This window comes from Peribacillus sp. FSL M8-0224 (genome assembly GCF_038003055.1).
In the GTDB taxonomy this organism is placed as follows: domain Bacteria; phylum Bacillota; class Bacilli; order Bacillales; family DSM-1321; genus Peribacillus; species Peribacillus frigoritolerans.
Genome location: NZ_JBBOOJ010000001.1, coordinates 5185264 through 5210873, shown reverse-complemented (window position 1 = coordinate 5210873; position 25610 = coordinate 5185264). Strand labels below are relative to the sequence as shown.

Annotated in this window: 20 protein-coding genes and 1 pseudogene; 17 read left to right on the top strand and 4 right to left on the bottom strand. The window is 40.8% G+C overall.

Annotated elements, in window-relative coordinates; translation table 11 throughout:
• Positions 1-70: 70 nt before the first annotated feature.
• Positions 71-1591 (bottom strand): FAD-dependent oxidoreductase, encoded by a 1521-nt coding sequence (locus tag MKX49_RS25355; protein WP_340878206.1) that lies wholly within the window; start codon positions 1589-1591, stop codon positions 71-73.
• 366 nt (positions 1592-1957) lie between these two features.
• Between MKX49_RS25355 and MKX49_RS25350 the strand changes: the two are divergent.
• A pseudogene (locus tag MKX49_RS25350) lies at positions 1958-2270 on the top strand (ParM/StbA family protein); the annotation flags it as partial.
• Positions 2271-2362: 92 nt separating this feature from the next.
• On the opposite strand, the gene MKX49_RS25345 reads toward MKX49_RS25350, so the two are convergent.
• Complete coding sequence (locus MKX49_RS25345; protein ID WP_340878205.1) at positions 2363-2677, bottom strand: FAD-dependent oxidoreductase; 315 nt, start codon at positions 2675-2677, stop codon at positions 2363-2365.
• Positions 2678-3017: 340 nt separating this feature from the next.
• Between MKX49_RS25345 and MKX49_RS25340 the strand changes: the two genes are divergently transcribed.
• The 12 genes from MKX49_RS25340 to MKX49_RS25285 all read left to right on the top strand — a co-directional run bounded on the left by MKX49_RS25340 (position 3018) and on the right by MKX49_RS25285 (position 16118).
• Complete coding sequence (locus MKX49_RS25340) at positions 3018-4211, top strand: ParM/StbA family protein (protein WP_048680510.1); 1194 nt, start codon at positions 3018-3020, stop codon at positions 4209-4211.
• 8 nt (positions 4212-4219) lie between these two features.
• Positions 4220-4762, top strand: a complete 543-nt coding sequence (locus tag MKX49_RS25335) for a hypothetical protein (RefSeq protein ID WP_048680506.1) — start codon at positions 4220-4222, stop codon at positions 4760-4762.
• A 492-nt stretch (positions 4763-5254) separates the two neighbouring features.
• Complete coding sequence (locus MKX49_RS25330) at positions 5255-6967, top strand: right-handed parallel beta-helix repeat-containing protein (RefSeq protein ID WP_340878203.1); 1713 nt, start codon at positions 5255-5257, stop codon at positions 6965-6967.
• A gap of 173 nt (positions 6968-7140) precedes the next feature.
• A complete protein-coding gene (locus MKX49_RS25325; protein WP_340878202.1) occupies positions 7141-8313 on the top strand; it encodes a glycosyltransferase family 4 protein in 1173 nt (390 codons plus the stop codon).
• 99 nt (positions 8314-8412) lie between these two features.
• Positions 8413-9537, top strand: a complete 1125-nt coding sequence (locus tag MKX49_RS25320) for a DegT/DnrJ/EryC1/StrS family aminotransferase (protein ID WP_340878201.1) — start codon at positions 8413-8415, stop codon at positions 9535-9537.
• Complete coding sequence (locus MKX49_RS25315; protein ID WP_340878200.1) at positions 9527-10504, top strand: Gfo/Idh/MocA family protein; 978 nt, start codon at positions 9527-9529, stop codon at positions 10502-10504. The genes MKX49_RS25320 and MKX49_RS25315 overlap by 11 nt, the downstream gene beginning before the upstream one ends.
• Positions 10504-11130, top strand: a complete 627-nt coding sequence (locus tag MKX49_RS25310) for a PIG-L deacetylase family protein (protein ID WP_063595589.1) — start codon at positions 10504-10506, stop codon at positions 11128-11130. The genes MKX49_RS25315 and MKX49_RS25310 overlap by 1 nt, the downstream gene beginning before the upstream one ends.
• Positions 11131-11862, top strand: a complete 732-nt coding sequence (locus MKX49_RS25305; RefSeq protein WP_340878199.1) for a WbqC family protein — start codon at positions 11131-11133, stop codon at positions 11860-11862.
• 34 nt (positions 11863-11896) lie between these two features.
• The gene (locus tag MKX49_RS25300; protein WP_340878198.1) at positions 11897-13165 is read left to right on the top strand and encodes an oligosaccharide flippase family protein; all 1269 of its coding nucleotides are present in this window, start codon (positions 11897-11899) and stop codon (positions 13163-13165) included.
• A gap of 4 nt (positions 13166-13169) precedes the next feature.
• Positions 13170-14453, top strand: a complete 1284-nt coding sequence (locus MKX49_RS25295) for a hypothetical protein (protein WP_340878197.1) — start codon at positions 13170-13172, stop codon at positions 14451-14453.
• Positions 14450-15571, top strand: coding sequence for a glycosyltransferase family protein (locus MKX49_RS25290; RefSeq protein ID WP_340878196.1), 1122 nt, complete (start codon positions 14450-14452; stop codon positions 15569-15571). Before MKX49_RS25295 ends, MKX49_RS25290 begins: the two co-directional genes overlap by 4 nt.
• A 10-nt stretch (positions 15572-15581) precedes the next feature.
• Positions 15582-16118, top strand: coding sequence for a serine O-acetyltransferase (locus MKX49_RS25285; RefSeq protein WP_340878195.1), 537 nt, complete (start codon positions 15582-15584; stop codon positions 16116-16118).
• An 88-nt stretch (positions 16119-16206) separates the two neighbouring features.
• On the opposite strand, the gene MKX49_RS25280 is transcribed toward MKX49_RS25285, so the two are convergent.
• Positions 16207-17499, bottom strand: a complete 1293-nt coding sequence (locus MKX49_RS25280) for an NCS2 family permease (protein WP_340878193.1) — start codon at positions 17497-17499, stop codon at positions 16207-16209.
• 300 nt (positions 17500-17799) lie between these two features.
• Between MKX49_RS25280 and MKX49_RS25275 the strand changes: the two genes are divergently transcribed.
• From MKX49_RS25275 to MKX49_RS25265, 3 genes are read left to right on the top strand one after another with little or no spacing between them, the layout of a single operon-like run.
• Positions 17800-19353 carry a DEAD/DEAH box helicase gene (locus MKX49_RS25275; protein ID WP_340878192.1) on the top strand — a complete coding sequence of 518 codons (1554 nt, stop codon included), beginning with the start codon at positions 17800-17802 and terminating at the stop codon, positions 19351-19353.
• A 15-nt stretch (positions 19354-19368) separates the two neighbouring features.
• Positions 19369-20277, top strand: a complete 909-nt coding sequence (locus tag MKX49_RS25270; protein WP_340878191.1) for a phosphotransferase — start codon at positions 19369-19371, stop codon at positions 20275-20277.
• Positions 20278-20310: 33 nt separating this feature from the next.
• On the top strand, positions 20311-21498 hold the full coding sequence (locus MKX49_RS25265; RefSeq protein ID WP_340878190.1) for a class I SAM-dependent methyltransferase: 1188 nt from the start codon (positions 20311-20313) through the stop codon (positions 21496-21498).
• A gap of 105 nt (positions 21499-21603) precedes the next feature.
• Here the strand turns inward: MKX49_RS25265 and MKX49_RS25260 are convergent, their stop codons facing one another.
• Entirely contained in the window at positions 21604-23154 is a 1551-nt protein-coding gene (locus MKX49_RS25260; protein ID WP_202186238.1) for an ABC-F family ATP-binding cassette domain-containing protein, read from the bottom strand.
• 215 nt (positions 23155-23369) lie between these two features.
• Between MKX49_RS25260 and MKX49_RS25255 the strand changes: the two genes are divergently transcribed.
• Positions 23370-25562: a DNA topoisomerase III gene (locus MKX49_RS25255; protein WP_340878189.1), complete on the top strand. Its 2193-nt coding sequence runs from the start codon at positions 23370-23372 to the stop codon at positions 25560-25562.
• Positions 25563-25610: the final 48 nt, after the last annotated feature.

The following is a 25610-nucleotide window of genomic DNA, read 5'->3' as shown; positions in this document are numbered from 1 at the left end:
TATGCAGTAACTTCAGTATAAGGAAAACGGCGGTTCCAGTCGACTATTAGATAAAATCACAAATTGGCAGTCAGCGAATTTTCTTCAATGGTTCGACAGCAGGGCCATTCAACACTTCACCAGCGATGGAGTAGCGGGAGCCGTGGCATGGGCAATCCCAAGTACGGTCGCCGCTATTCCAGGCAACTTCACACCCCATGTGTGTACATGTGGAATCAACAATATGAAGCTGGCCATCATGGTCACGGTAACACCCAGCTTTGTCTCCATCCACCTTCACGATTGCTCCTTCATCAATTCCTATGTCTTCCGGCGTTTTATGATTGACAGCCAATTTGCCTTTGATGAGATGCTTCGCCACATCAGCATTATCTTGGAGAATATTCTTCACGCCTTTTAAACGGGCAGGATCATACAATTCCGCATACCGGTTATCTTTTTGCAAAATCCGGTCAGTTAAGATCCTGGCGGCAATCGATCCATTCGTCATTCCCCATTTCGCATAGCCGGTAGCTATCAGGACGTTTTGTTGGTTCGATGTCACTGGACCGACGAAGGGGATATTATCCGGTGTCACGATATCCTGTGCCGACCAGCGGTAGGGAATGTCTTTTACATCAAAATACTGGGCACTGAAGTCCTTCAGTGCTTCATAATGCTCGATCGTCGAGATTCCCTGGCCTGTTTTATGGCCATCTCCGCCAACAAGTATAAGTTTTTCCCCATTGTCCAATTCCGTATAGCGAAGGGAGCGGCTAGGGCTGTCTGCACTGTAAAACATCCCGCCTGGATACTCCTGTTCAGTCCTGATGCCAAGCACATAGGACCTACTTACATGAACACGGGCAAAGTATAAGCCCTTTTCATCATTGAAAGGGAAGTGGGAGGCCACGATAACCTGATTGCTTTTGATGGAATGTCCCGTATCCGTCAGAACGGTTGGTGGATCGCCGTCTTCAATCTTCATTGCCGTTGTCCGTTCATAGATTGTGCCTCCTGCATCGATAATTGTCGAAATGAGGGACGTTAAATATTTTAATGGGTGAAACTGTGCTTGATCTTTCATTATCACAGCAGCTTTACATGGAATGGAGAAAGGGATATTCTCCGCATAATCCCCCCGAATGCCAAGTTTTTGATAGGCTCTCAGTTCTTTTTGGATTTTGCTTATATATTCGTCCGTATTTGCGTACACATAGGCATCCTGTGCAGTCAAATTACATTCAATGGAATGTTCTTCTACCAAGTCTTTAATCAGCTTCATTCCATCTGTATTGGCTTCATAATAAAGCTTGGCATTCTCTTCGCCATGGTCAGTGATCAACTGGTCGTAAATCAGGCCATGCTGGGCCGTGATTTTTGCTGTAGTGTGTCCCGTCGTTCCAGTAAGGATTTGGCCTGCTTCAATCAGTGTGACTTTAACACCTTGTTTAGCTAGTAGGTAAGCAGATGTGATTCCGGTAATTCCGCCGCCTACTATTAAGACATCAGTGGTTAAATCTGTATCTAATTTAGAAAAAGTAGGGAATGTCAACGCACTGCGCCAATAAGGTTCCGGAAATCGGGGAAGGTCTGTATTTTTTTCAGTCATTTGAATACCTCCATACAGTTCATTAGTGAATCGTCCATTTATTACCATACCCAAATCCGCTATTTATACGCTTATTTTTGTAAGAAGAAAGACTAAAAAAATACATTATTCGGTATGTTTACAATTACGTATACATGTAAACAAAAATAGATAGTTTGTACACAAATAAGTATACATGTTTACAAACACGTACGCATGGCTATATATATGGTGTATACATGCTTGTTCCTAATGTGTACAAAAATGAATACAATTCGACAAATGAAAATAAAGCTACAGCTAATGAAGCGTCGACTAATATAGAAATCTCTTCTATCGAGAGTGCTCCACCTAATTTTTTTCTATGAAAAAGGGGAATGTTTTTAGATGAGTTCTAGAATCGCAGCAGTAGACGGAGGAAATGATGCAATTAAAACTATTTTTGAAAAGCTAGAGCCTATAACATATATACCAAATGTCATTGCAAAAGACATGAAGTTCGGCCAGTCATGGGAATCGAAGAACTCGATGTAAAAAAACCTTGGAAGGGATACATATTAGAGTCCATTCACCAGCCTTGCAAGACAATAATGCCATTTATCGTGTCGGAAATTTAGCGACAAAAAGTGATAACCCAACAGAACTAGATTTGGGGAGCAGTAAATCAGAGGAGGACCAAACATTAGTATTTGCGTATACATAAGCATCTTGTCCATTCAATAGAATGTTTTTTCTATCAATCCTTTGATAGCTCCGTTCCTTCAGTGTTGGCCTCATATAGTATAGTCTGGCCTATTCCTCACTGTGATCAGTAATAAATTGGTTGTAAATCAAGCCGTGCTGGACCGTGATTTTTGCGGTTGTGTGGCCTGTTGTTCCATTAAGGGTCTCATCTGCCTCAATGAATGCGTCTTTCGCACATTGCTTGGCTATTAGATAAGCTGAAGTGATACCCGTAATTCCGCCACCAACAATTAAGACATCAGTTGTTATATCTGTTTCTAGCTTAGAAAACGAAGGAAGGATAAAGTGCTGCGCCAATAAGGCTACGGATATTGAGGAAGTTCTGTATTTTTTTGGTAATTTTAATATCTTCATACGTTTCATTAGTGCTTGTCCAATTTATTGCCATGACCAAATTCTCCTTTTTTACGCTTTCTTTTATATGATGAAGATTATTAAAAATTGGTTTTTTTGTTTGTTTGCAATATTGTATACATGTAAACAAAAATAGTTGGTTTGTACACAAAAAAGTAAACACGTTTACAAATGAGTACACATGGCTATATATAACGTGTGTACATATTTGTTCCTAATGTGTACACAAATGAATACAATTCGACAAATAAAGCTACAACTTATGAAGCATTGACTAATATAGAAACCTTTTCTATGCTTAATAGAGTGCTCCACCTAAATTTTTTTATGAAAAAGGGGATGTTTTTAGATGAGTTCTAGAATCGCAGCAATAGACGTAGGAAATGATGCAATTAAAGCTATTTTTGGAAAGCTAGAGTCTGAACTATATATACCAAATGTCATTGCAAAAGACATTGAAGATCGTCCGGTCATAGGAATCGAAGAACTCGATGAAAAAAACCCATTGGAAGGGTTACATATTAGAGTCCATTCACCAGCCTTGCAAGACAATAATGCCATTTATCGTGTCGGAAATTTAGCGACAAAAAGTGATAACCCAACAGAACTAGATTTGGGGAGCAGTAAATCAGAGGAAGACCAAACATTAGTCATGCTTTTTGCGGCTATTGCATTGGATGCTGCCAAGCAAGGGAATAATGATAAGTTCAAAAAAGTAAATAACGTTGTCGAAGCGAATTATACGCTTGGAACAGGTCTACCTCTTCGGGAAGTTAAGGAAGGGAAAGATGTTGGGTACCGTTCGAAGCTACTGGGATCCGTTCACCAAGTAGAATTTTTAATTACACCTAAATACCAAGGTATTAAGGTTAATATCAAATTTGATGAAGTGAAAGTCTATCCAGAGGGCTTCGCCGCATACATTAATTTAGTCATGGACAATGATTTGAATATCATTAACCGTGAATTAATAGATAGAAGAATTCTCATTCAAGATATTGGCGGACTATCGACAGATATCGCGGTCATTAAAAACCGTAAAGTTGACGATGATAAGGCGCAAGGATTCAATCTAGGAGTAGCTGAGGCCCTAGAATCTATTCGTGAAGAAATCAGAAAAAAACACGGTGTCGAGCTGGATAGCAGACGAGATGTCGTTGAAATCATCACGAAGAAAAACGATCGTAACCATATTATGGTTCGCGGAAGCCGGACAAGCGTCCATGATATCGTTGACCGGATTTTAGGGGAACTTGCGAAAAAGCAATATCGCCATCTGCGCAACGTATGGCAGAAAAATTCGCAAACGGAAATCTGCTATTTTGTTGGCGGAGGTTCGATTGTCTTGAAAGATTACCTGAAAACGCTCAATCAGAATTTTGATGGCTACAATATCGACTTTTTTGAAGATGAACGGGAAAGCGTTTGGATGATGGCCAACGCCTATTATAAATTGATTTCGGATTTTAATCGCCGGAATTCAAAGGAACAGCAGCAATCCCACCAAAAGAAGAAAGAACAAAGATCAGGTGCTGTTAAATAGGTGAGAGAATGAAAAAAACAGCTTCTTCTGAAATCAAAAGAGGACAAGCCATCACTTTTCGTATCCCTTCAGATGTATCAGATTATACGTTAAGGCAGCTGCAGAAATTGAAAGAAACGGAAAGAAGGAATTTTTCCAGTAAAATTGCCGAGTATGTTCTCGATGGAATCGGACAATCGACCCATCAGGAACGGGAAATGATTGCCCTGCCCATGCCGAACAAGCTTAGCAAATCTCAGCGTGACTGGCTCAAGCATTCCCACTCAGAAGCTATGCTTGGAACGATTATGTACCATCTTTTATCCGATCCTTTACGCGCAACAGCATTGCTAGCCTCATTAGACAGCAATGTAATTAATGAGGAGATTTATTTGCAGGATGAGCCCGAAGAACAGGATAATGAAGTGGTGCAGGCAGAAATATCTAAGAAAGATTTGGATGACTTTGATTGGAGTTTGGAAAAAACCACACAACAAGTGGAGGAACCAGAACCTGAAGAGGAAAATCTTGATGATCTCCTGGGTGATTTTCTTGATCAAATGAACCAGTGAGTGAACATATAGGAGGATATCCGGCGACAAGTTGGATATCCTCCTTTTTCTTTGCGGGGGTTATGAGGAATGAAACATAAAAAAGAATATATCAAGCTGCAGCCTTTTCCCGGCAAACATCGGGGAAAGGCTTTTTCTGTCGAATGAAGAGTCCCCCAAGTAACACCGGACACATTCCTCCTTAGAATAAAACACACATCAAACGGCCGTCACTTTTCAATAGTGAAGCTTTCTTCAAACAAAATCCAGTTTATCCCATTTATGATCGATTGAAGTTTTTTTGTGAAAATTGTCGAATGAACTATACGTTTAAGCGACTGTTCCAAGATTAAAACATCTTATGTTGATTTTGAGAAACTCACATCTCAAATCCCTTGTAACATTATAGGCACCACTCTTTTCTAGGTCGACTAGGGTGTCGTGTCTGGTTTCTGCCCTGGAAAATGCAAAACAACTGTAGAAAAAATGAATAAAAGACATGGGAGTATTCAGATGAAACGATTATATGAAATAACAGGAATAGTTACTGTGTTGATCGTGGCGCTCTTCTCCCTTCAATCAACTGCCATCGGGGCAAACGAGATCTGCAGTCCCACAACGGGCACCGCGATTCAGTTATTGGACAATAAAGGGGAGTTAAAACAAACGATGTCACTAGACGCAAACCATTCCGCGACATCGATCCGGACGATCCTTAATAATGCCATTACAAAGGTTTCAGCCTATCCGCAAGATGTATCGAATGGGAAAAGGGGAACGGTCCGTTTGTCAAAAGGCCAGTTTACGGCGAGTGCCTTTATTGCAATGAAAGAAGGGGTCATTTTAGAAGGGACGGTTGAGAACGATCGCCCCGTCACGACAATGTGTACCCAGCCCTCCAGCAATTCTGTCACCATTAAAATCATGGTGAGCCATACTGGTGTCAAAAACCTGATACTAGAAGGAAAAAGAAGGACGGAAGACCCCGAAACTGGGAAACCGAGAAATTATTATGAAGCAAGGAACAGGGGCATTGAGGTCACTGCAATCGATCAATCCAAATCCACGGCGGATTTGGTGTCTGTCTATTCGGCTGTGAATGATTTGCACAGGCTTCAAAATATCCTGATCGAAGATGTTCAAATTACTGGGTATGAGGGATATGGCATTTACTTAGAACATGTGAATGGAGTCATGATTAAAGGGTCTGATTCAAGAAAAAGAAACAAAATGGTCATAAAGGATATTGGATATGCAGGCATCGGCGGTTATTCCGCGAGTAACGTGACTGTAAGGCATGCGACAGTGAGAAATCTTGGGCCCGGGGAGACGGTGGGCAATACCAAACAAAGCTATGGCATCGCCTTTAGTCACCGGAAAGACAGTGCCGGAGATGCAATGACTCAATCAAAGTTCCAGCGAAGTGACACAATCGCAGTCGATGGGAATGTGGTGGCGAACAACCCTGGATGGGAAGGGATTGACACCCATTCAGGCCAAAATGTTTCCTTCACGAATAATGTCATCTTAAACACGCGTTTTCCAATCATTGTCGGCGGAATGGATTATAAGGGAGGAGCTATCTCAGCTTACCCACCCGGCAATATTACGATTGAGGGGAATAGAATCAATTCTTTTAATGATTATGCGTATTACGATATAGGTAAAAATGCAACAGTCAGTGAACGGGGCATTACAGTCAACGGAACGCAATACCATGATCTTACTGAAACAAAGATGGGCTTCCTGCAAAATGTCGTGATTAAAGGCAATTATGTGAATGATGTCCGGGCTAATGTCGAGGAATGGGGAGGCATCAGTATTCATGTGACCAAAAATGCCCTTATTGAAAGCAATATCATTGAAAATGGCCTCAACAATGGGATCGCGATGCTTAGCTCCAATAAGTTCACCAAAATCAAAGGAAACATCATAAACCAAATTTATAAATCCGATGAAAAGTTTATTTCAGCGGGCATTGGTATCAGAGGGTCGCATAATAACGGCAGCCCTACAAATGACTATGCCATCACCTCTTTGAACATGAAAAGCAACGTCATTGAAGGGGATAACAGATTTACCGAAGTTGGGCATGAAATCCATGTACAAGACAAAACGGTTTATAACCGCCTGGATGACTGGATTGCCATTTCAGCATTCCTTGACTGGAACAAACCTAATGCGAAAAACAGCATGGAAGATGGTGAAGCCCATCTTCTAGAGTAAGGGAGGGCTGTACAAGATGCTAGTGGGTTTCAAAGTTAAAACGCCCCATTTTAAAAAAGGGACATTGGCCACCTATATTAAGTGTTACATTTGTTTTCTGGAGTGAAGCAATAGGCAAAGCATTACTCTGTAAGTCAAATTGAATCACAGTGGGTAAAAGAGGAAGTGGAAAAGTGAAGATTCTTTATTTGCATCAATATTTCAATACCGATAAAGGCAGTACCCGATCTTATGAAATAGCTAAATTTTTAGTCTCCAAAAATAATAAAGTCACCATCATCACCGGGAATTCCATAGATTCGCGAGAGGGAATAAAGATAATCTCAACCAAAACTAAATATAAACAAGAATATAGTTACCTGAAAAGATTACTATCGTTTGTTCATTATATGTATAAAAGTTTTTTTATTGGGGTGAAGGAGAAGGAGGTAGACGTTGTTTATGCTTCCTCGACCCCTTTGACAATTGGATTGATAGGTATGCTTCTTGCCAAGGTGAAGCGCAGCGAATTTGTTTTTGAAGTAAGGGATTTATGGCCAGATATACCTATTGAGCTGGGAATCATCAGACATGAATGGTTAAAGAGAATTTTATTGAAGCTAGAAAGCATGATTTATTCTTCAGCTGACAAAATCATCGTGCTTTCGCCTGGAATGAAAGAAGATTTATTGAGAAAAGGAGTTAAACGGGAAAAAATTGCTACGGTTACTAACTTTGCGGATATAAACTATTTTTCTTTAATTCGTTCCGAAGATAAAGAAGAGGCATTGGATAAATTAGGTTTGAAAGCGAAGTTTATCTGTTTATATGCAGGCACATTAGGATTTATCAATAATATCGATTATATTTTACAGCTTGCCGAAAAGACGGATGACCCCGATATTGTCTATCTAATTGTAGGGGATGGAAAGGAAAAAGAGCGCTTAATTCAAGTGAAAGAGAGCAAAAACTTAAACAACGTCATTTTCTTGGATCAGGTATCTAAAAAAGAAGCGTACTTATTAATGGCCGTATCTCATATAGGTCTGTGTTTTGTACGTGATAATGAAATATTGGATAGGAATAGCCAAAATAAACTTTTTGATTTTTGGGCAGCCGGAAAACCAACATTAATAAACTATAAAGGCTGGCAGCATGAGGTCATGACAAAATATGATGCAGGTCACGGTTTTGAATATAGTGAACGATCAAAAATGATAGAGTATGTAAAATCAATGAAAAGTGACAAACGAATGTATCTGAAAATACAAGAAAATATAGAGCGTTTAACCCTGAATTATGAGAAAACCAAATTGATTTCAAAACTGGAGAGAACACTGTCGGAATTGGTTGATAATAATCATTGAACATTCATGAACAATGGGTCATTCAGAATTTGATATATTCGTCTGCATCTGACTTAACGTATATTGAAAGATCTAATTTTGGAAAAAGGGTGGAGTTCCATGGAGACTATCGTAAATACAAAGCCAGTGATAACAGGTTGGGTAAAGCGGGAATACCTTAAGAACATTGAACGCATTTTGGATTCCGGCAGGTTAATTTTAGGTGAATATACTCGGAAATTTGAAGAAAGCGTCAGACAATACAGTGATTCTAAGTATGCTGTCGCACTTTCCAGTGCAACGGCAGCCATTGAAATTATTTTAAAGTACCTGGATGTTGAAGGCAAAGAAGTGATCATGCCAAGCAATACGTTTATTTCTCCAGTATATGCGGTGAAAAATGCGAAAGGAAGGGTCGTTCTTTGTGACATTAATTTAGAGGATTTCAATTTGGATTTAACTAGCCTGAGGAACGCCGTGACACCTAAAACGAAAGTTGTCCTAATTACGTATATTGCTGGAAGGATCCCTGATAACATCTTTGAGATTAAAGAGTTCTGTGATGAAAACGATCTTTATCTAATCGAAGATGCTTCACATGCTTTTGGTGCCACTATAAATGGGTATAAAGCAGGCACAATAGGATTTGCTGGGGTTTTTTCAATGTACCCCACTAAAATTGTTACAAGTGCCACAGGAGGTGTCATTACATCGGATGATATAGATTTAATCAAATACTGTGAGTTGTTAAGGCACCATGGGAATGAAAATGGTGCAGTCAATCAAGTATTATCAGGTGACATGCTTCTTAGTGAATTTAATGCATTGCTTGGTTATCTGCAAGTTCAGGAAGCTTATGAGATGATCCAGGTCAGGCAGGAGATCTTCAGTTTCTATAAAGAAAATTTGAAGGATATTTTCCTTGAACACGGTCTTTACTTCCAAGCTTCATCTGACCACAATATATCTTCATTTTATAAAATTATCGTCATGTCTAAAAGCAAAGAGCAGTGCGAAATATTTAAAAAGCATTTAAAAGAGTCTCATATAAACACCGGGCATTGTTATGGGGTCCCATTGCATTTACAGCCCACATTGCTGGAGGAATATCCCCTTGCATCTCTCCCGAATGCCGATAGATTTCGTGAATCTCATTTCACTTTGCCATGTCACTTGGATTTGTCAGATGATGATCTGAAATACATTGTAGCGAAATGTAAACAGGCAGTGGAACATGGCGATTAAAAATAAGATTGGAGTGGTGGGGTCAGGTCCAATAAGCTGTGCCATGATTGATGCCATTAATGAAAGTTCAAATGGAGAGGTGATGGGAATATGGGGGAGAAGATTTCATTTTGCCAAGGAGCTTGCAAAAGAAAAAGGAGTTTCTAGAGTTTATGGATCCCTGAATGAAGTGTTTGAAGATGATGAGCTGGATACTGTTTATATAGCCACTCCAAATGCTTCCCATTATGATCAAGCGATGGCAGCCATTGAGCATGGAAAGAACGTTATTGTGGAGAAAACGGCATTCATGACAGCCGATCAGGCAAATCGGGTTTTCGATGCTGCAGAAAAACAAAATGTTTTTGTGTTTGAGGCAGTAAGATCCATTTATGAACCCAACTTTCAAATTTTAAAGAATGCTATTGAAAAGTTAGGGAAAATCCATGGGGCAACCCTAAAGTATCAAAACTATTCCAAGCAGTATTCGGCCTTATTAAAAGGGGATAAAGCTCCACTTTTCGATGAAAATCATGGTGGCGGGACATTAAGAACGATTGGGATTTATCCTATTTATGCGGCCATTCAATTATTTGGTGTTCCCGTTAGAAGTTATTATTTTAAACAACTGATCGTAAAAAACATTGATTTAGGCGGTACGTGCATTTTTGAATATGAAGATTTTAAAATAACGATGTTGATTTCAAAAATTAACCTAACGACTGATTCAATATCGGAAATTTACGGAGAGAACGGAACCTTGCGTTTTCACTCGTTATACGATATTCGCACAATAAGTTACCGCAGTATCAGTAATGACATGGAAGAAACGATAAGTGAGCCTATTAGCGATAATAGTTTGCTTTATGAAATCACTGAATTTTCAGAATGGATAATGATGAAAGATGTGACAGCGTACAGGAAACAAAAGAACATTACGCTTAAAGCGATATCTATCATTGAACAAGCTTTAAATGGAGGAACATGATGAAAAAAATATTGCTAGTAACAGCACACCCAGATGATGCGGAAATTAGTATGGGCGGTACCATTCGTAAGCTATTGAACCAAGGGCATTACATTATCAACATCATATTTTCCATCCCTTCAAATATCGAGGTCAGGAAAAAAGAAGCAATAGAGTCATCAGAGAATTTTGGTTATGAGGTGCAGTTTTCCAAGTATTGTGAGGGTAATAACGTTGAAGATATCCCTCTTCATAAATTAATAAAAGAGCTAGACGACATCATCGAAAAGATGGATCCGGACGAAGTCTACACACATTGGATGAATGACAGTCATCAAGATCATCAAAAGTTATCAAAGGTGGTAAGAAGCTGTTTCAGGAAAAAACAATTCACCATATATGAATTCGAACAAATTAACCAAAATAATAACATCGCCGCCAATCAATTTCATCCGAATATTTATAGTGATATTACAGAGTTCATGGAAGATAAAAAACGTATGATTACCATGTTCCAATCACAGCTAACGGGTTATATGGGGCATTATTTAGTGAATGCGGAGCATATTGGCAGTTGGAGGGGTTCCCAAGTGAATTGCAAATACGCGGAGACATTCCTATTAATTTTTTCAAAAGAGGTTTTGTAGGTGGAAAAAAAGAAGATAGTCACAATTCACCAGCCCAATTTCCTGCCCTGGATTGGTTTGATTCATAAGGTTTTTCAATCGGACATTTTTATATATTTGGCCGATGTGAAATACTCTTCAAGCAATTTTCAAAATAAAACATATATTCAAGGGGCTGATGGAAAAGAGTCAAGGCTAACTGTACCGCTCCAAAAAAAGCCTGAAATGCTGGATGAAAAATTAATCAGCTATCATTCCCCAAATCAAAAATGGAAAAGGAATCATTTGAAGCAAATATCGGAAGTTTATAAAAAAACTCGGCACTTCCAAGATTTTTTCCCGCTGTTGGAAGAAGCATATCAAAAAGAACACGCTTTGTTAGTCGATTTAAATATTCATTTATTTGAATTGATTTTAAAGTATTTAAACTATGAAGGAGAAACACATCTTTCCAATGATATTAACACTTCCTTTGGAAAAACGGAGAGATTAGTCAGCTTAGTTAAGCAAACCGGAGGTACATGCTACTTAAGCGGGAAAAGCGGAAAGGATTACTTGGAAGAAGAATTGTTTCATAAAGAAGGAATTGAAGTCGTTTATCAAAAGTTCATCCATCCCGTGTATTATGTGAAAAATGAAAAGGAATGTGTAGAAAGTTTATCGATTCTAGACTGGATCATGCACGTTTCGGCGGATCAAATAAAAGAAACGTTAACGAAAGATATATTAGGCAAATCAAAACAATGTAAATGAGTATATCAAATAGAGATGTGGCGTGGTTGAAAATATGAAAATGAAAAATGAATTTATAAATAAGATCCTTTTATTATTAACAGGGAATTCACTTGCACAGCTTATTCTATTCGCAAGTTCTCCCATACTGACAAGAATATATACACCAGAAGATTTTGGGGTGTTTTCAACCTATACGTCACTTTTGGCCATTCTCATATCATTTTCATCCCTTTGTTTAGAAAAGGCGATCCCCCTAGAAAAAAACCATAGTAATATGGTTCACTTGATGTACATTAGCATGTTTACGATTGCTGTCGTTTGTATCCTGAATATAGGTTTGGGGTTCCTTAATCTATCATTATTTCGATTATACGGTATAGAAGCTTCGATTATGAATGACTTTTTACTTTCAATTGGCCTGTTTTTTGCTGGAATCTATCAAGTGATGAGCTACTGGATGTTAAAAGAAGATAAGTTTAAAGGGCTAACTCATTCTAAACTGCTTCAATCGATTAGCAATGTAACAAGTCAGTTCTCACTCATTTCCATTAATCATGTGACTCCAGGAATTGGTTTAATAGCGGGAGATATGATAGGACGGGGAATAACCCTTGTGTACATTTGGCGATATTTCTTAAAGCGAATGCATTGGCCAAAAGTGAACTATAGGAGAATCGGTTATTTGCTTAAAAAATATGAGAAATTTGCGAAATACTCCACATGGTCAACCCTCTTAAGTTCCTTATCCCTGCAAATCATTTTTTTGTTATTGATGCGTCTATACGGACCTGACGTGACAGGGCATTTTTCCATGGCTTCAAAAACGATAGGTCTGCCCATTACGATGGTGGGAGCGAGCATTTCGACAGTATTCTATGCCGAAGTGGCAAAAAGCATTTCAAATGAACCAGGAAGAGTTTTACATTTGTATAAGAGCATTATGACTAAAACGGCCATGTTAGGTGTGCCGTCAATGGCAATTTTGGCATGGATAGCACCCGGTGTCTTCAGCTTTGTTTTTGGTGAAGAGTGGCGTGTTTCCGGTGAATATGTGACATTGATGTCATTTATGTTTATAAGTCAAGTGATTGTCATGCCAGTTTCCCAAATATTATATTTAGCCAAAAAACAACGGACTCAGCTCTTATGGGATGTTTCAAGGCTGTTACTGTCATCGATTGGAGTACTGGTCATTTTCATTTCAGGGGGCTCAGCTGAAGCAGCCATTTTATACTTTAGCATTTGTATGGGGGCCAGCTACTACTTTTTTGTTCTCCTTGGCTATAGGGCGATACATTCCATAGATCGAGAGGATACCTAAAAAAATGAAGCTGATTCAACTGGGTCTGGTAGGAATATACGTCTGGTTACTGGATATATCCTACGTTTACTTTATTTCCCCAGAATATGCTTATATGGGGTATATATATCGGCAACATCCAAGTGCAATCATGATAGTGATTTCCATGGTTTTCATTATATTGCCAGCCATATTCGTAAAAAAGGAACTGGATAAGCCGTCGGAACTCGTTTTCTGGATTTTATATTTTATTGTCTATATACCGGTAGTATGGGTTCCGAACTATTTATTTACGCTGCAGCCCGATTTTATATATACGAATGTACTTTTGTTTTTTTGTTTACTTATCATTGGGAATGTAAATAGATTGCCAGCCATGAAGTTTACACCTCCTAATGTTAATCCCGGTCTATTAAAAATCATTTTTGTTATAACATTATTGATTTTTTTTCTTTACATTTTCAAAGTTTCGGGGGGAATTAGTCTAAAGCCCCCTATCAATTCTGAGGATATCTATGATAAGCGAATGACCTTTCGAACAAAACTAACCCCTCTTGCAGGCTATATTATACAGTGGCTTGCAAAAGTATGTAATCCATTGGTCGTGACCATTGGCTTATGCAAAAAAAAATATACCTATGTGGTTATCGGACTAGGGCTGCAATATCTTTTGTACACGGTCAATGGCTTGAAATCCACTCTATTATCGACTGGATTATTAATCATTGTATTCATTGCTTTTCGGAAGAAGGGAAGGGATTTTTCCATCCTTTTTTGTATAAGTCTTTGCTCTCTGTTAGGCATCAGCATTTTTCTGGATTTTATCCTTGATCAGGCATATTTTTCTAATTTATTTGCCAGAAGGATGATCATCACACCGGGCTTGCTGACAAGCTATTATATAGACTTCTTTTCAACTCATCCAAAAGCCTTGCTATCGTATAATATTTTAGAAAAATTCATAGATCCTGTTTATGACAAGAGTCCGCCATACATTATCGGTACAGAGTACTTTGGCCGACCAGAAATGGCAGCCAACGCCAATATGTTCGCCGATGCTTTTGCTAATTTCGGTTATATTGGATTCTTGGTTTATACAGTGATCTTAGCAGCGATATTATGGTTTTATGATAGCCTTACGCAAAATGAAAAGTGGCAAGGTGTCGGCATAATCCTGTTTGTTGTACCTGCATGGTGTTTAGCGGATACTGCGCTTACCACAACGTTTGTGACAGGCGGGATGTTTTTTACTTTCGTTATCATGTATTTATTGTTAGGGTCAGATTTACAAAAGGGAGATAACAGATGAAGTTATTTTATAATATTAGTTCGGTGCACCCATGGAATGATACGAGGATTTATTTCCGGCAAGCCTTTTCTTTTGGAGAAAAGGGAATTTACAAGGTGAAGCATATAGCGATTGAAAATAACTTGATCCCTGAAAACATCCCTGCCAATATCGAAGTTGAACTGTTGACTAAGAAATCCAGGAAAGGGCGAATGTTGAATTGGATTGCTCTTTACCGCAAGATCAATAAAGATAAACCTGATGTGATTCAGTTTCATGATCCGGAGCTGCTGATTTTAATGAACATCATAAGAAGGATTCCCAGTTATCATCCAGTCATTGTTTATGACATGCATGAAAATGTACCAAAGGTCCTTATGAGAAAAAAAATCCCCGGAATTGCATTGAGAATGTATCGTCTTTTGGAGAAACGATTGCTAAGGGCATGCAGCGGGGTCGTGTTTGCAGAAATGACGTATAAAGAGGATTATCAGTTCTTAACTTGTCCAACAACAGATGTGTACAATTACCCGAAAATTCCTGAAATGGAAGAAAACAAAGGAAAAGAAGATGTTTTCACTTTTATCTACCTAGGAAGCATCTCTGATATACGTGGCGGGGAAACCATGCTGATTCTTGCAAAAAGATTAGTAGAATTAAAGAAAGTGTTTCATATGAAGATCATTGGAACGGGCAGGGAAGGCTATATCGAAAAATTGAATACATTCATTCTGGACAACGGCTTGGAAGATTATATCAGCCTAGAGGGTGTAATGGCTTTTGATAAAGCATTCGAATCCATCCAGAAAGCACATGCAGGCATGGCATTTTTAGTTCCTGATCCTAATTTCATGGGTGGTAAAACAACAAAGTGTTTTGAATATATGGCCGCGGGCATTCCATTTATGGTTTCTGATTTTCTTATTCAAGATGTACTGGATAAATGGAGCTGTGGAGTGTCGGCCGATGCAGCGAACATGGATGATATGGTTCAAAAAGCGGCTTATTTACTGGAATCCCCAGCCATGGCAGCGAACATGGGGGAACGAGGAAAAGCTGCATATAGACAAGAATATAATTGGGAGAATGAAGAGGAAAAACTACTATCTTTGTTTGATGAATTAAATTCATGCTCCTAGGAGGTTTGCTATGGGATTATTTAAATGGATAAATAAATTGGCATTTATCAGTAACTGGGGGAGACTGGGCGGAATCCACGGATTAATCGTCATGTTCGTTTACCGGATAGGCAATATCATTTACTATAAAGTGAACGTTCCAATCTTAAAACAAGCATTATGGATTGTGTACCGCATGATTGATTTGTTAATTATAAGACTCTTCATGAACTGTGAATTTCCCGCGCAATCTCAAATAGGAAAAAAGTTGCATCTTCCACATGGAGCTAAAGGCATTATAATCAATCCGTTTACTAAAATAGGGGATCACGTTACAATATTGCATCAAGTAACGTTCGGGCAAAGTAAAGAAAGCAGAAAAGCTCCTGAGGTTTGTGATTATGCATATATTGGAGTGGGCGCTAAAGTATTGGGCGGCATCCGAATTGGCAAGAATTCGAAAGTGGGGGCAAATGCAGTTGTTTTGACACCCGTTCCCGATAATTGCACGGCAGTTGGAGTACCAAGTGTGATTAAAGGTAAGCAGAAAGAAAACGTTATAAAATAATTGCACGTAAACAAATAAAGGAGTGTTCAATTAGCCTAATTGAACACTCCTTTTAATTATCCCATGTTGCCCTTCATGAGATGATCGATCAAGCCAGGAAAATCAGTTGATAAAGAAATAGGGCAGCAAACAAGTAGACGAATGGATGGACTTCACGGAATTTGCCTCTTGCCATTTTTAATATGGGATAGGCGATGAACCCGAGTGCTATCCCGTTGGCGATGCTTGATGTTAAAGGCATGGCGACAATGACCAAAAAGGCTGGGAATGATTCATCAAAGTGTGTCCAGTCAATTTCATTAATGCTCTTAATCATCATGCTTCCGACGATGATCAAGCTAGGTGCCGTGATTGCCGCTACATTTGAGACTGCTCCTATCAACGGGCTGAAGAAGGCGGTTATTAGGAAAAGGATGGCCACGACCAACGCGGTTAAACCTGTCTTGCCGCCCGCTCCTACACCAGCTGATGATTCAACCGAGGCAGCGGTCGGGCTTGTGCCGAACATGGCGCCGACAGTAGTGCCGATCGAATCTGCAAAGAAGGCACTGCCGGATTTTTCAAGCTTATTTTCCTTCAGCAATCCAGCTTGACGGACAATGCCCAATAAAGCACCGGTCGTATCGAAAAGCATGACAAGCAAAATGGAGAAGACGACGCCATATAGCCCGTAGTTAATGACATCGGCGATAGATGTGATGGGATTGGCGACTATTATTCCTTCAGGTAAGGAAGGGGTGGAGACCAGGCCGTTAATTTCCAATTGGCCTGTAAAGAAAGCGATTATGGCGGTCACGATCATTCCGATGAATATCGCTCCCTGCACATTGCGAACGATCAGCACGATCGTTATGACCAGACCAACCAATGTAAGTGCCACACTGGGATCCCTGAAGCTTCCAAGGGTAACCAGGTTGGATTCATGCTGTGTGACGACACCAGACAAACGAAGTCCGATGAAGGTGATGAAAAGCCCGATTCCGGCACTGATTGCATGCTTTAAGTTATTAGGGATGGCCTCGATCAATTTTGAACGGAAAGAGGTTAGGGATAAAAGGATAAAGATGATACCGGTAACAAAGACTGCAGAGAAAGCAACTGTGTATGAGATATCATGGGTTCCCAATACCGAGTATGCAAAATAAGCATTCAATCCCATTGCTGGTGCTATGACAATTGGGTAATTGGCTAAAAGGGCCATGCATAGGGTACCGACTATTATTGCGATTATGGTTGCTGTGAATGCCTGGTCGAATGGAACACCGGCATCAGAAAGGATCATGGGGTTTACAACGATGATATAAGCTAGTGTTAAAAAGGTTGTAAGCCCCGCAAGTACTTCCGTTTTAATATTTGAATTCCGTTCTTTTAATTTAAACATGCGGTCACTCCTTTTTTATATACAAAAAATCCTTGCAAAAATCTACAAGGAGGAGATGCTTACCCTTTTTCAAGTAAGTAGCTCGATAGATGGATAATAAATCTTATAAATTATATTAGAAAAATAACTAAAGTACAATAGGATGAAAAATTTTAAGGTACAGGTTTTCTCGAAAATAGATAATGATATACTAACAAATAGCTTAGACTAAGGATAATGACTTGAAGTGAAGGCAGCTGTTACCATTTAAGTGGATTTATCAGTAAATTAAATGAAGAAATTCAGAAAGTAGGCCCATACATGACAGAATTCATCGACCTTGGCGTCAGCCCGGCGATTAACAACATATTAAAGCAAATAGGAATATCCGCCCCTACCCCGATTCAGGAGAAATCGATACCCGATATCCTTGCTGGAAGGGATGTCATCGCAAAGGCGCAGACAGGAACGGGGAAGACTTTGGCCTTTTTGCTGCCAATCCTGGAAAAAGTCGATCCCGCCGCATCCCACATACAATCACTGATCGTCACGCCAACAAGGGAATTGGCTTTGCAAATCACTGCTGAATTGAAAAAATTCGCTGATGAAATCGAAGGGCTTCAAGTGCTTGCAGTTTATGGCGGACAGGATGTCGAGCAGCAAATGAAAAAGCTGACAAGAAACATTTCCGTGGTGGTCGCCACGCCAGGCAGGTTATTAGATCATTTACGAAGAGGCACCATCGATCTCTCACAAACTGGAACGCTTGTGCTAGATGAAGCTGATCAAATGCTTCATATTGGGTTTTTACCAGAAGTGGAAGAAATCATGGAACAGCTTCCAGAGGAGCGCCAAACGCTGCTCTTTTCAGCGACGATGCCTGAACAGGTTCATCAATTGGCTAAACGCTATATGACTAAACCATTAACTGCCGCTGTGAAGGCTGAGCAAGTAACGGTCGAGAAAATCAGGCAGCTTGTCATCGAGACGACCGATCGTGCCAAACAATCTTCATTAATCAACATGATCAAAGAAGAACAGCCATACCTTGCAATCATATTTTGCCGTACAAAACGTCGCGTTTCGGTATTGAATGATGCCCTGAAGGCAGCTGGATTCAATTCTGAAGAGCTTCATGGTGACCTTTCACAGGCAAAGCGGGAACGTGTCATGAAAAACTTCAGAGACGCAAAGCTTCAATATTTAGTGGCGACGGATGTTGCTGCACGAGGGCTTGATGTAGAAGGCGTGACCCATGTGTTTAATTACGATGTTCCCGAGGATGCAGAAAGTTACATCCACCGAATCGGCCGGACGGGCCGCGCGGGTGAGAATGGCTTGGCTGTCACCTTCATAGCAACGAAGGATCTTCAGCTATTAAGCGATATTGAAAAAGGGATCTCCATGAAAATCGAAAGAAGGACGATTGAAGGAGTGAAAATGTTCCAACCCGATGAGGTGAGGCAAAAAAGGAAGCGTCATGATGACTCTTCCGATGAGGGTACTCGCCGCCCGCGTTCGGGAGGAGGAAGGAAACATCGGGAACGGATCGATACGAGAGGACCGAATAGGGGCAGTCACCGTTCTGTAAATCAAGCGGACAATCGTGAAGTCGAGAGGGAGAAACCACGTGGAGGCCGGATGGAAAACAGCCGCGGGCCTATACGTGAGGATTCACGTGGAGTTCGTTCGGAAAACAACCGCGGACCAAGGCGAGAGAATCCGCGGAGTGGCCGCTCGGAAGACGGCCGTGGACAAAAGCGTGACAATCCACGAGGAGGTCAAAGAGACAGCCGTAGATCAACTAGTACACAAGGCGCGAGTAATCGCAGAGGTGGATCTGGCAGCAGCCCCAATAGAGGGAGAAACCGGTAAAAGGGGGAGACGGGAGTGAACAAGCCTTGGTTGGCAGAATATCCAGTTTCTCTGGAGCTGGCAGGGAAATTGATCATGCTGCAGTTTCCGGAAATTGAGTTGAAAGAGATCAAGCAACTTGGGGAGGGTTTCGATAACACGGTCATACAAATCAATGGGCAATTTGTATTCCGTTTTCCCCGCCGCCCTATTGCAGTTACGTTGATTCAAGTGGAAAACCAGCTTTTGCCTTCCATTGCAGGCACTTTTCCGCTTGCTATCCCTGAACCCATTTTTTTAGGGAAACCAAGCACTTTGTATCCTTATCCTTTTACCGGTTATAAAATGGTGAAAGGACACTTGCCTGTAGAAGGAGCAAAAGCAAATAAGGTCGAATCGGCAAAAAGATTTGCCCGCTTTTTGAAGGTTCTTCACAGTTTCCCTGTCGAAAAGGCTATGCGTTTAGGTGTGCAGCCTGATGGGATGATGAGGCTGGATGTACCCTATCGAAAGAAATCACTTATGGAAAATGTCTCGAATCTAATAAAGCTAGGATACTTTGAACAGGCGCATGCAGTTAAGGATTTTGTTGAAACCTTAGGTGAATTGGATGTTCTGCATCCGATTTCGCTCGTTCACGGAGACATCCATATCCGGAATGTTTTACTTGATGACGAAGGCGTTCTCGCAGGTGTCATTGATTGGGGAGATGTCCATATCGGGAATCCAGCCATTGATTTCTCCTTTTTATACAGTTATTTCCCAAAAGAGGTGCGCAGTGCTTTTTTCGAAATCTATGGTGAAATCGAAAAGGAAACAGAGAGCCTAGCCCGGTTCAGAGCCATATATATGCTTGTTACATTACTCGTTTATGGCATAGATCGCCAAGATGAAGAGCTGATTGCCATTACGAGTACCGGTTTGGAATTTGCTATAGAAGAATAATTTTCATGCTCTTTTGATGTTTAGGAGGTACATATGAAGGCAAGTTATTATCAAACAATCACATTAATGGCGAACATATTGGATCAAGCTAATATTCCCTACCAATATACAGGTCGATCTGCTCTTTTCGTACAAGGAGTAGAAATCGATGACTATAAGGAAATCGACATGGATGTACAATGGGATGTCTTTAATGAGGCTTTGGATCTTTTTTCCGAATACGTGCCAACAAAGCCTGAAAGAAGTCCTGAGACTGCATTCTTTCTAATGGATGTCGAGGGGATATCTGTCACTGTTCGCTGCCGGTTTAACACGACCATTAAAACGGATCCTTATCGTTTATCCATAAAGATGGGGGATATGGAGGTTTGGTGCAGGTCGTTATACAGTTATTTATACGAAGAAGAAATGAGAAAGTTCAGTGCCGAGATTCATGCTTACTTATCAGCCGAGCAGAAGGGGTTCACAGCGGAAAATGAACAAGCCTGGAACCAGAATAATTATTTAGCGCTTGTCAATCGTTATGGAGATCCCGTTGAATTGGCATCAAAAATCAAACAAAACCCAAAATGGAGACTGCACCCTTTTTATAAATATATGGGGGAAATATCCGGCAAAAAAATCACTCATTTGATGGGATCGAACGGTGTTAAGGCAGTTGCACTGGCCATATTGGGAGCAGAAGTGAAAGTTGTTGATTTTTCCCAGGAAAACGCAATGTTTGCAAATGAGCTGGCAAGTGGCGCCAAAGTCTCCATCGAGTATATCGTTTCGGATGTCCTTTCGCTATCACCCGAGCATGAATCGGGGAATCAGGATTTGGTTTTAATGGAGCTCGGTGTCCTTCATTACTTAATAGATCTGCAGCCGTTATTTGAAAAAATTAAAAAGATGCTGAAACCCGGAGGCCGATTCGTACTGCATGAATTTCATCCGATTTCAACAAAGCTCATTACTTCAAATGGTAAAAAACATAAAATAACAGGCAACTATTTCGCTCCGGCAATCGAAAACAATGAGGTCGCCTTTTCGAAGCATATGCCGGATGAGGAAAAAGGGAGCCTTTCAAGAGTTGTACAGCGTAAGTGGACAATCGGGGAACTTATAACGTCAATAGGTCAATCAGGACTCGTTATTAAAGTGCTCGAGGAAGAACCGAATCATAAAATCCATGATATTGGGCTTCCGAAAACATATACCTTGGTGGCGGAACGAGTTTAAGCTGCATGATGAGGAAATGAAAGCTGACTGAAGGAGTGTTTTCAGTCAGCTTTTTATTTATTCCACAATAAAGGGGATGCCGCTTCTGCAGCATCCCCGAAAAAATTAATTTTGTGCCGACCATTCCTCTACATCCCATACTTTGGTAACCCAATCTTCATAGAAATCAGGTTCATGGCATACGAGGACAATCGTTCCTTTATACTCTTTCAATGCTCGTTTCAGTTCTTCTTTTGCAACGACATCCAAATGGTTCGTCGGTTCATCGAATAACAGCCAATTGCTTTCGGTAAGCATGAGTTTACATAGGCGCACTTTAGCTTGTTCCCCACCGCTTAAATGGCTCATCGGACGTGTAATGTGCTCGTTTTTCAAACCGACACGGGCAAGAATCGCACGTACCTGCGGTTGGTCCAGATGCGGAAATGCATTCCATACTTCATCGATCGGCGTCGTATCGCCTGCTTTCACTTCTTGTTCAAAATACGAAGAAAAAAGGAAATCGCCAAGTGATCTTTTACCTCCTAGAGGATCGATTTTACCCAAAATCGTTTTTAATAGAGTGGATTTACCAACTCCGTTACAGCCGACCACGGCAATTTTTTCTCCCCGCTCGATGGTCATGGACAACTTCGGAAGCAATGGGCGGTCATATCCGATTTCCAGATCTTCACCTTCAAAGACATAACGGCTGCTCGCACGTGACTCTTTAAAGTCAAAGGTAGGTTTCATTGCAGTTTCCGGACGATCGATGCGTTCCATGCGATTCAATTGCTTTTGACGGCTCTTTGCCCGTCCGGTCGTTGAATAGCGTGCTTTATTCTTTGCAATGAAATCTTCCTGCTTTTTAATGAATTCGCGCTGTTTTTCATAGGCGTTAATATGTTGGTTTTTATTCAATTCAGCCAGCTCAAGGAACTTTTCATAAGTTGCCGTGTAACGGGTCAATTTAGAAAATTCAAGATGGAAGATGACGTCGACGACGCCGTTCATGAACTCGGTATCATGCGAAATCAATAGAAATGCATGTGGATATTCCTTTAAGTAGCTGCTCAGCCAGCGGATATGCTCCACATCCAAGTAGTTCGTCGGTTCATCAAGAAGCAGTACTTCAGGCTGTTCCAAAAGTAGCTTGGCTAGTAAAACCTTTGTCCGTTGTCCGCCGCTAAGGGCAGAGACATCACGGTCCAAACCGATTGCATCCAACCCTAAACCGCGGGCCGCTTCTTCAATTTTAATATCCAGATTGTAAAAACCGCCGGCTTCCAGCTTGTCCTGGATTTCACCCATTTGTTCCAAGAGTTCTTCAAGTTCCTCCGGAGTGGCCGTACCCATTTTCTCTGTAACTTCATTCAGTGCTTTTTCCTGCTCGAATAAAGGCAAGTAGGCATCCCGTAAGACGTCGCGAATCGATTTACCTTTTGAAAGTATCGTATGTTGATCAAGATAGCCATATTCGACACCAGGTGTCCATTCGACCCGGCCATCATCATGGATAAGTTGTCCTGTAATGATATTCATCATCGTTGATTTCCCGACACCATTTGCCCCGACCAGACCAACATGTTCGCCGGCCATCAGGCGGAAGGAAACATCCTTGAATAAGGTACGGTCGCCAAAGCTGTGTGCTAATTTATCTATAGAAAGTAAGCTCATTTATATTGAACCTCCCAATTAATTTGAAAAAATCCCTACGTTTCATCATACTAAAATCTGCACGGGAATGCTATCTAATCTATTAATTTACATATATGTGGGTACGGGGAATCCTTAAAGTGAACCAATAGATCCAATGCCATGGTGCATTATCGCCCTGTCATAAATTATATGAGATAATAGAGGAACCAGTTTAAAAGCGAAAGGATGTTAATATGAGTAAAACAGTCGTACTGGCCGAGAAACCCTCGGTCGGAAGAGATATAGCAAAAGTGCTGAATTGTGGAAAAAAGGGGAATGGCTTTTTTGAAGGCGATCAGTATATCGTCACTTGGGCACTGGGTCATTTGGTTACCCATGCAGATCCGGAATCTTATGATGAAAAATATAAAACGTGGCGCCTTGAGGACCTGCCCATGTTGCCGCCTGCTTTGAAATTGGTCGTGATCAAGCAATCAGGCAAACAGTTTCAATCGGTTAAAACACAATTGAATCGCAATGATGTCAAGGATGTCATCATTGCAACGGATGCAGGCCGTGAAGGGGAACTTGTTGCACGCTGGATTCTCGAAAAAGCGAATGTGAAGAAGCCGGTCAAGCGGCTTTGGATTTCCTCTGTAACGGATAAAGCGATCAAAGATGGATTTAAAAATCTGAAAGATGGCAAGGAGTATGAAAATCTATTTGCCTCTGCTGTAGCAAGGGCGGAAGCGGACTGGATCGTTGGGATGAACGCGACGCGTGCCCTAACGACCAAGCACAATGCCCAGTTATCCTGCGGGAGGGTCCAAACGCCGACACTTGCGATGATTGCAAAAAAAGAAGAGGAAATAAAACAATTCCAGCCTAAGAAATATTATGGCGTTTCGGCAATTGCAGAACCCAATTTGCGCCTCGTCTGGCAAGATGCCCAATCAAAAGATATCCGCACATTTGATAAAAACAAGGCAGAAAAGGTTCTTGCAGCCGTTAAGGGGAAAAGTGCAGAAGTGGTTGAAGTGAACAAGGCACATAAGAAAAGTTTTGCCCCTTCCTTATATGATTTAACAGAACTTCAACGGGATGCCAATAAGAAATTCGGCTATTCGGCGAAGGAGACGTTATCGATCATGCAGCGCTTATATGAAAGCCATAAGGTCTTGACTTATCCAAGGACGGATTCACGCTTTTTATCAACGGATTTGGTTGATACGCTAAAAGAAAGATTACAGGCTGTAAGCATTAAACCATATGCCCAGTATGCATCAAGGATCCTGCGCAGCCCGATTAAAACAAATAAATCGTTCGTGGACGATAGCAAGGTTTCTGATCACCATGCAATCATCCCCACTGAGCAAACGCCGCTACCGGGAAAACTGAGCGACAAAGAATCGAAAATCTATGATTTGGTCGTTAAAAGGTTCCTTGCTGTATTGATGCCGCCTTTTGAATATGAACAAACGACCATCACCGCAAAAATGGGGCAGGAGACGTTCATGGCAAAAGGGAAGGTCATCCTGAAGTCAGGTTGGAAGGAAGTTTATGATCACCAATTCGATGAGGAAGAAGCTAAAGATGGCCTTGCGGAGCAACTGCTTCCGAACGTTCAAAAAGGTGACAGTTTAACCATTTCGACTGTGAAACAAACAGAGGGTGAAACGAAACCGCCGGAACCATTCAATGAGGGGTCGCTTCTTTCGGCAATGGAGAATCCTGCTCGTTTCATGGCAGGGGAAAGCAAAGAGCTCATCAAGACTCTTGGTGAAACTGGCGGGATTGGAACTGTTGCAACACGTGCGGATGTTATTGAAAAACTATTCAATAGCTTCCTGATCGAGAAGAGAGGAAAGGGTCTTCATGTCACCTCAAAAGGAAAACAACTTCTTCAATTGGCACCTGAAGACTTGCGTTCTCCAGCTTTGACAGCTCAATGGGAGCAAAAGTTAACTGCGATAGCAAAAGGAAAGCTGCCAAAACAGGCTTTCATCGGTGATATGCGCGCCTACGCCAAAAATATCGTCCATGAAATCAAAAATAGTGATCAAAAATTCAAGCATGATAACGTGTCAGGAACGAAATGTCCTGATTGCGGCAAGCTGATGCTAGAAGTGAATGGTAAAAAGGGAAAAATGCTTGTCTGTCAAGATCGTGATTGCGGCCACAAAAAAAGTGTTTCACGTGTAACAAATGCCAGATGCCCGCAATGCCATAAAAAGATGGAAATGCGCGGTCAAGGAGAAGCACAGACATTCACCTGTAAATGCGGTTTTCACGAAAAACTATCTTCTTACAATAAACGAAGAGGGCAAAATAAAAATCAAAAAGTATCCAAAAATGAAGTATCCAATTATATGAAAAAGCAAAATAAAGAAGAGCCGATCAATACTGCATTGGCAGATGCCTTGGCGAAACTGAAATTCGATAAATAAAAGTAAAAGGATGGAGCAATCGCTCCATCCTTTTTCGGTATATTCCTG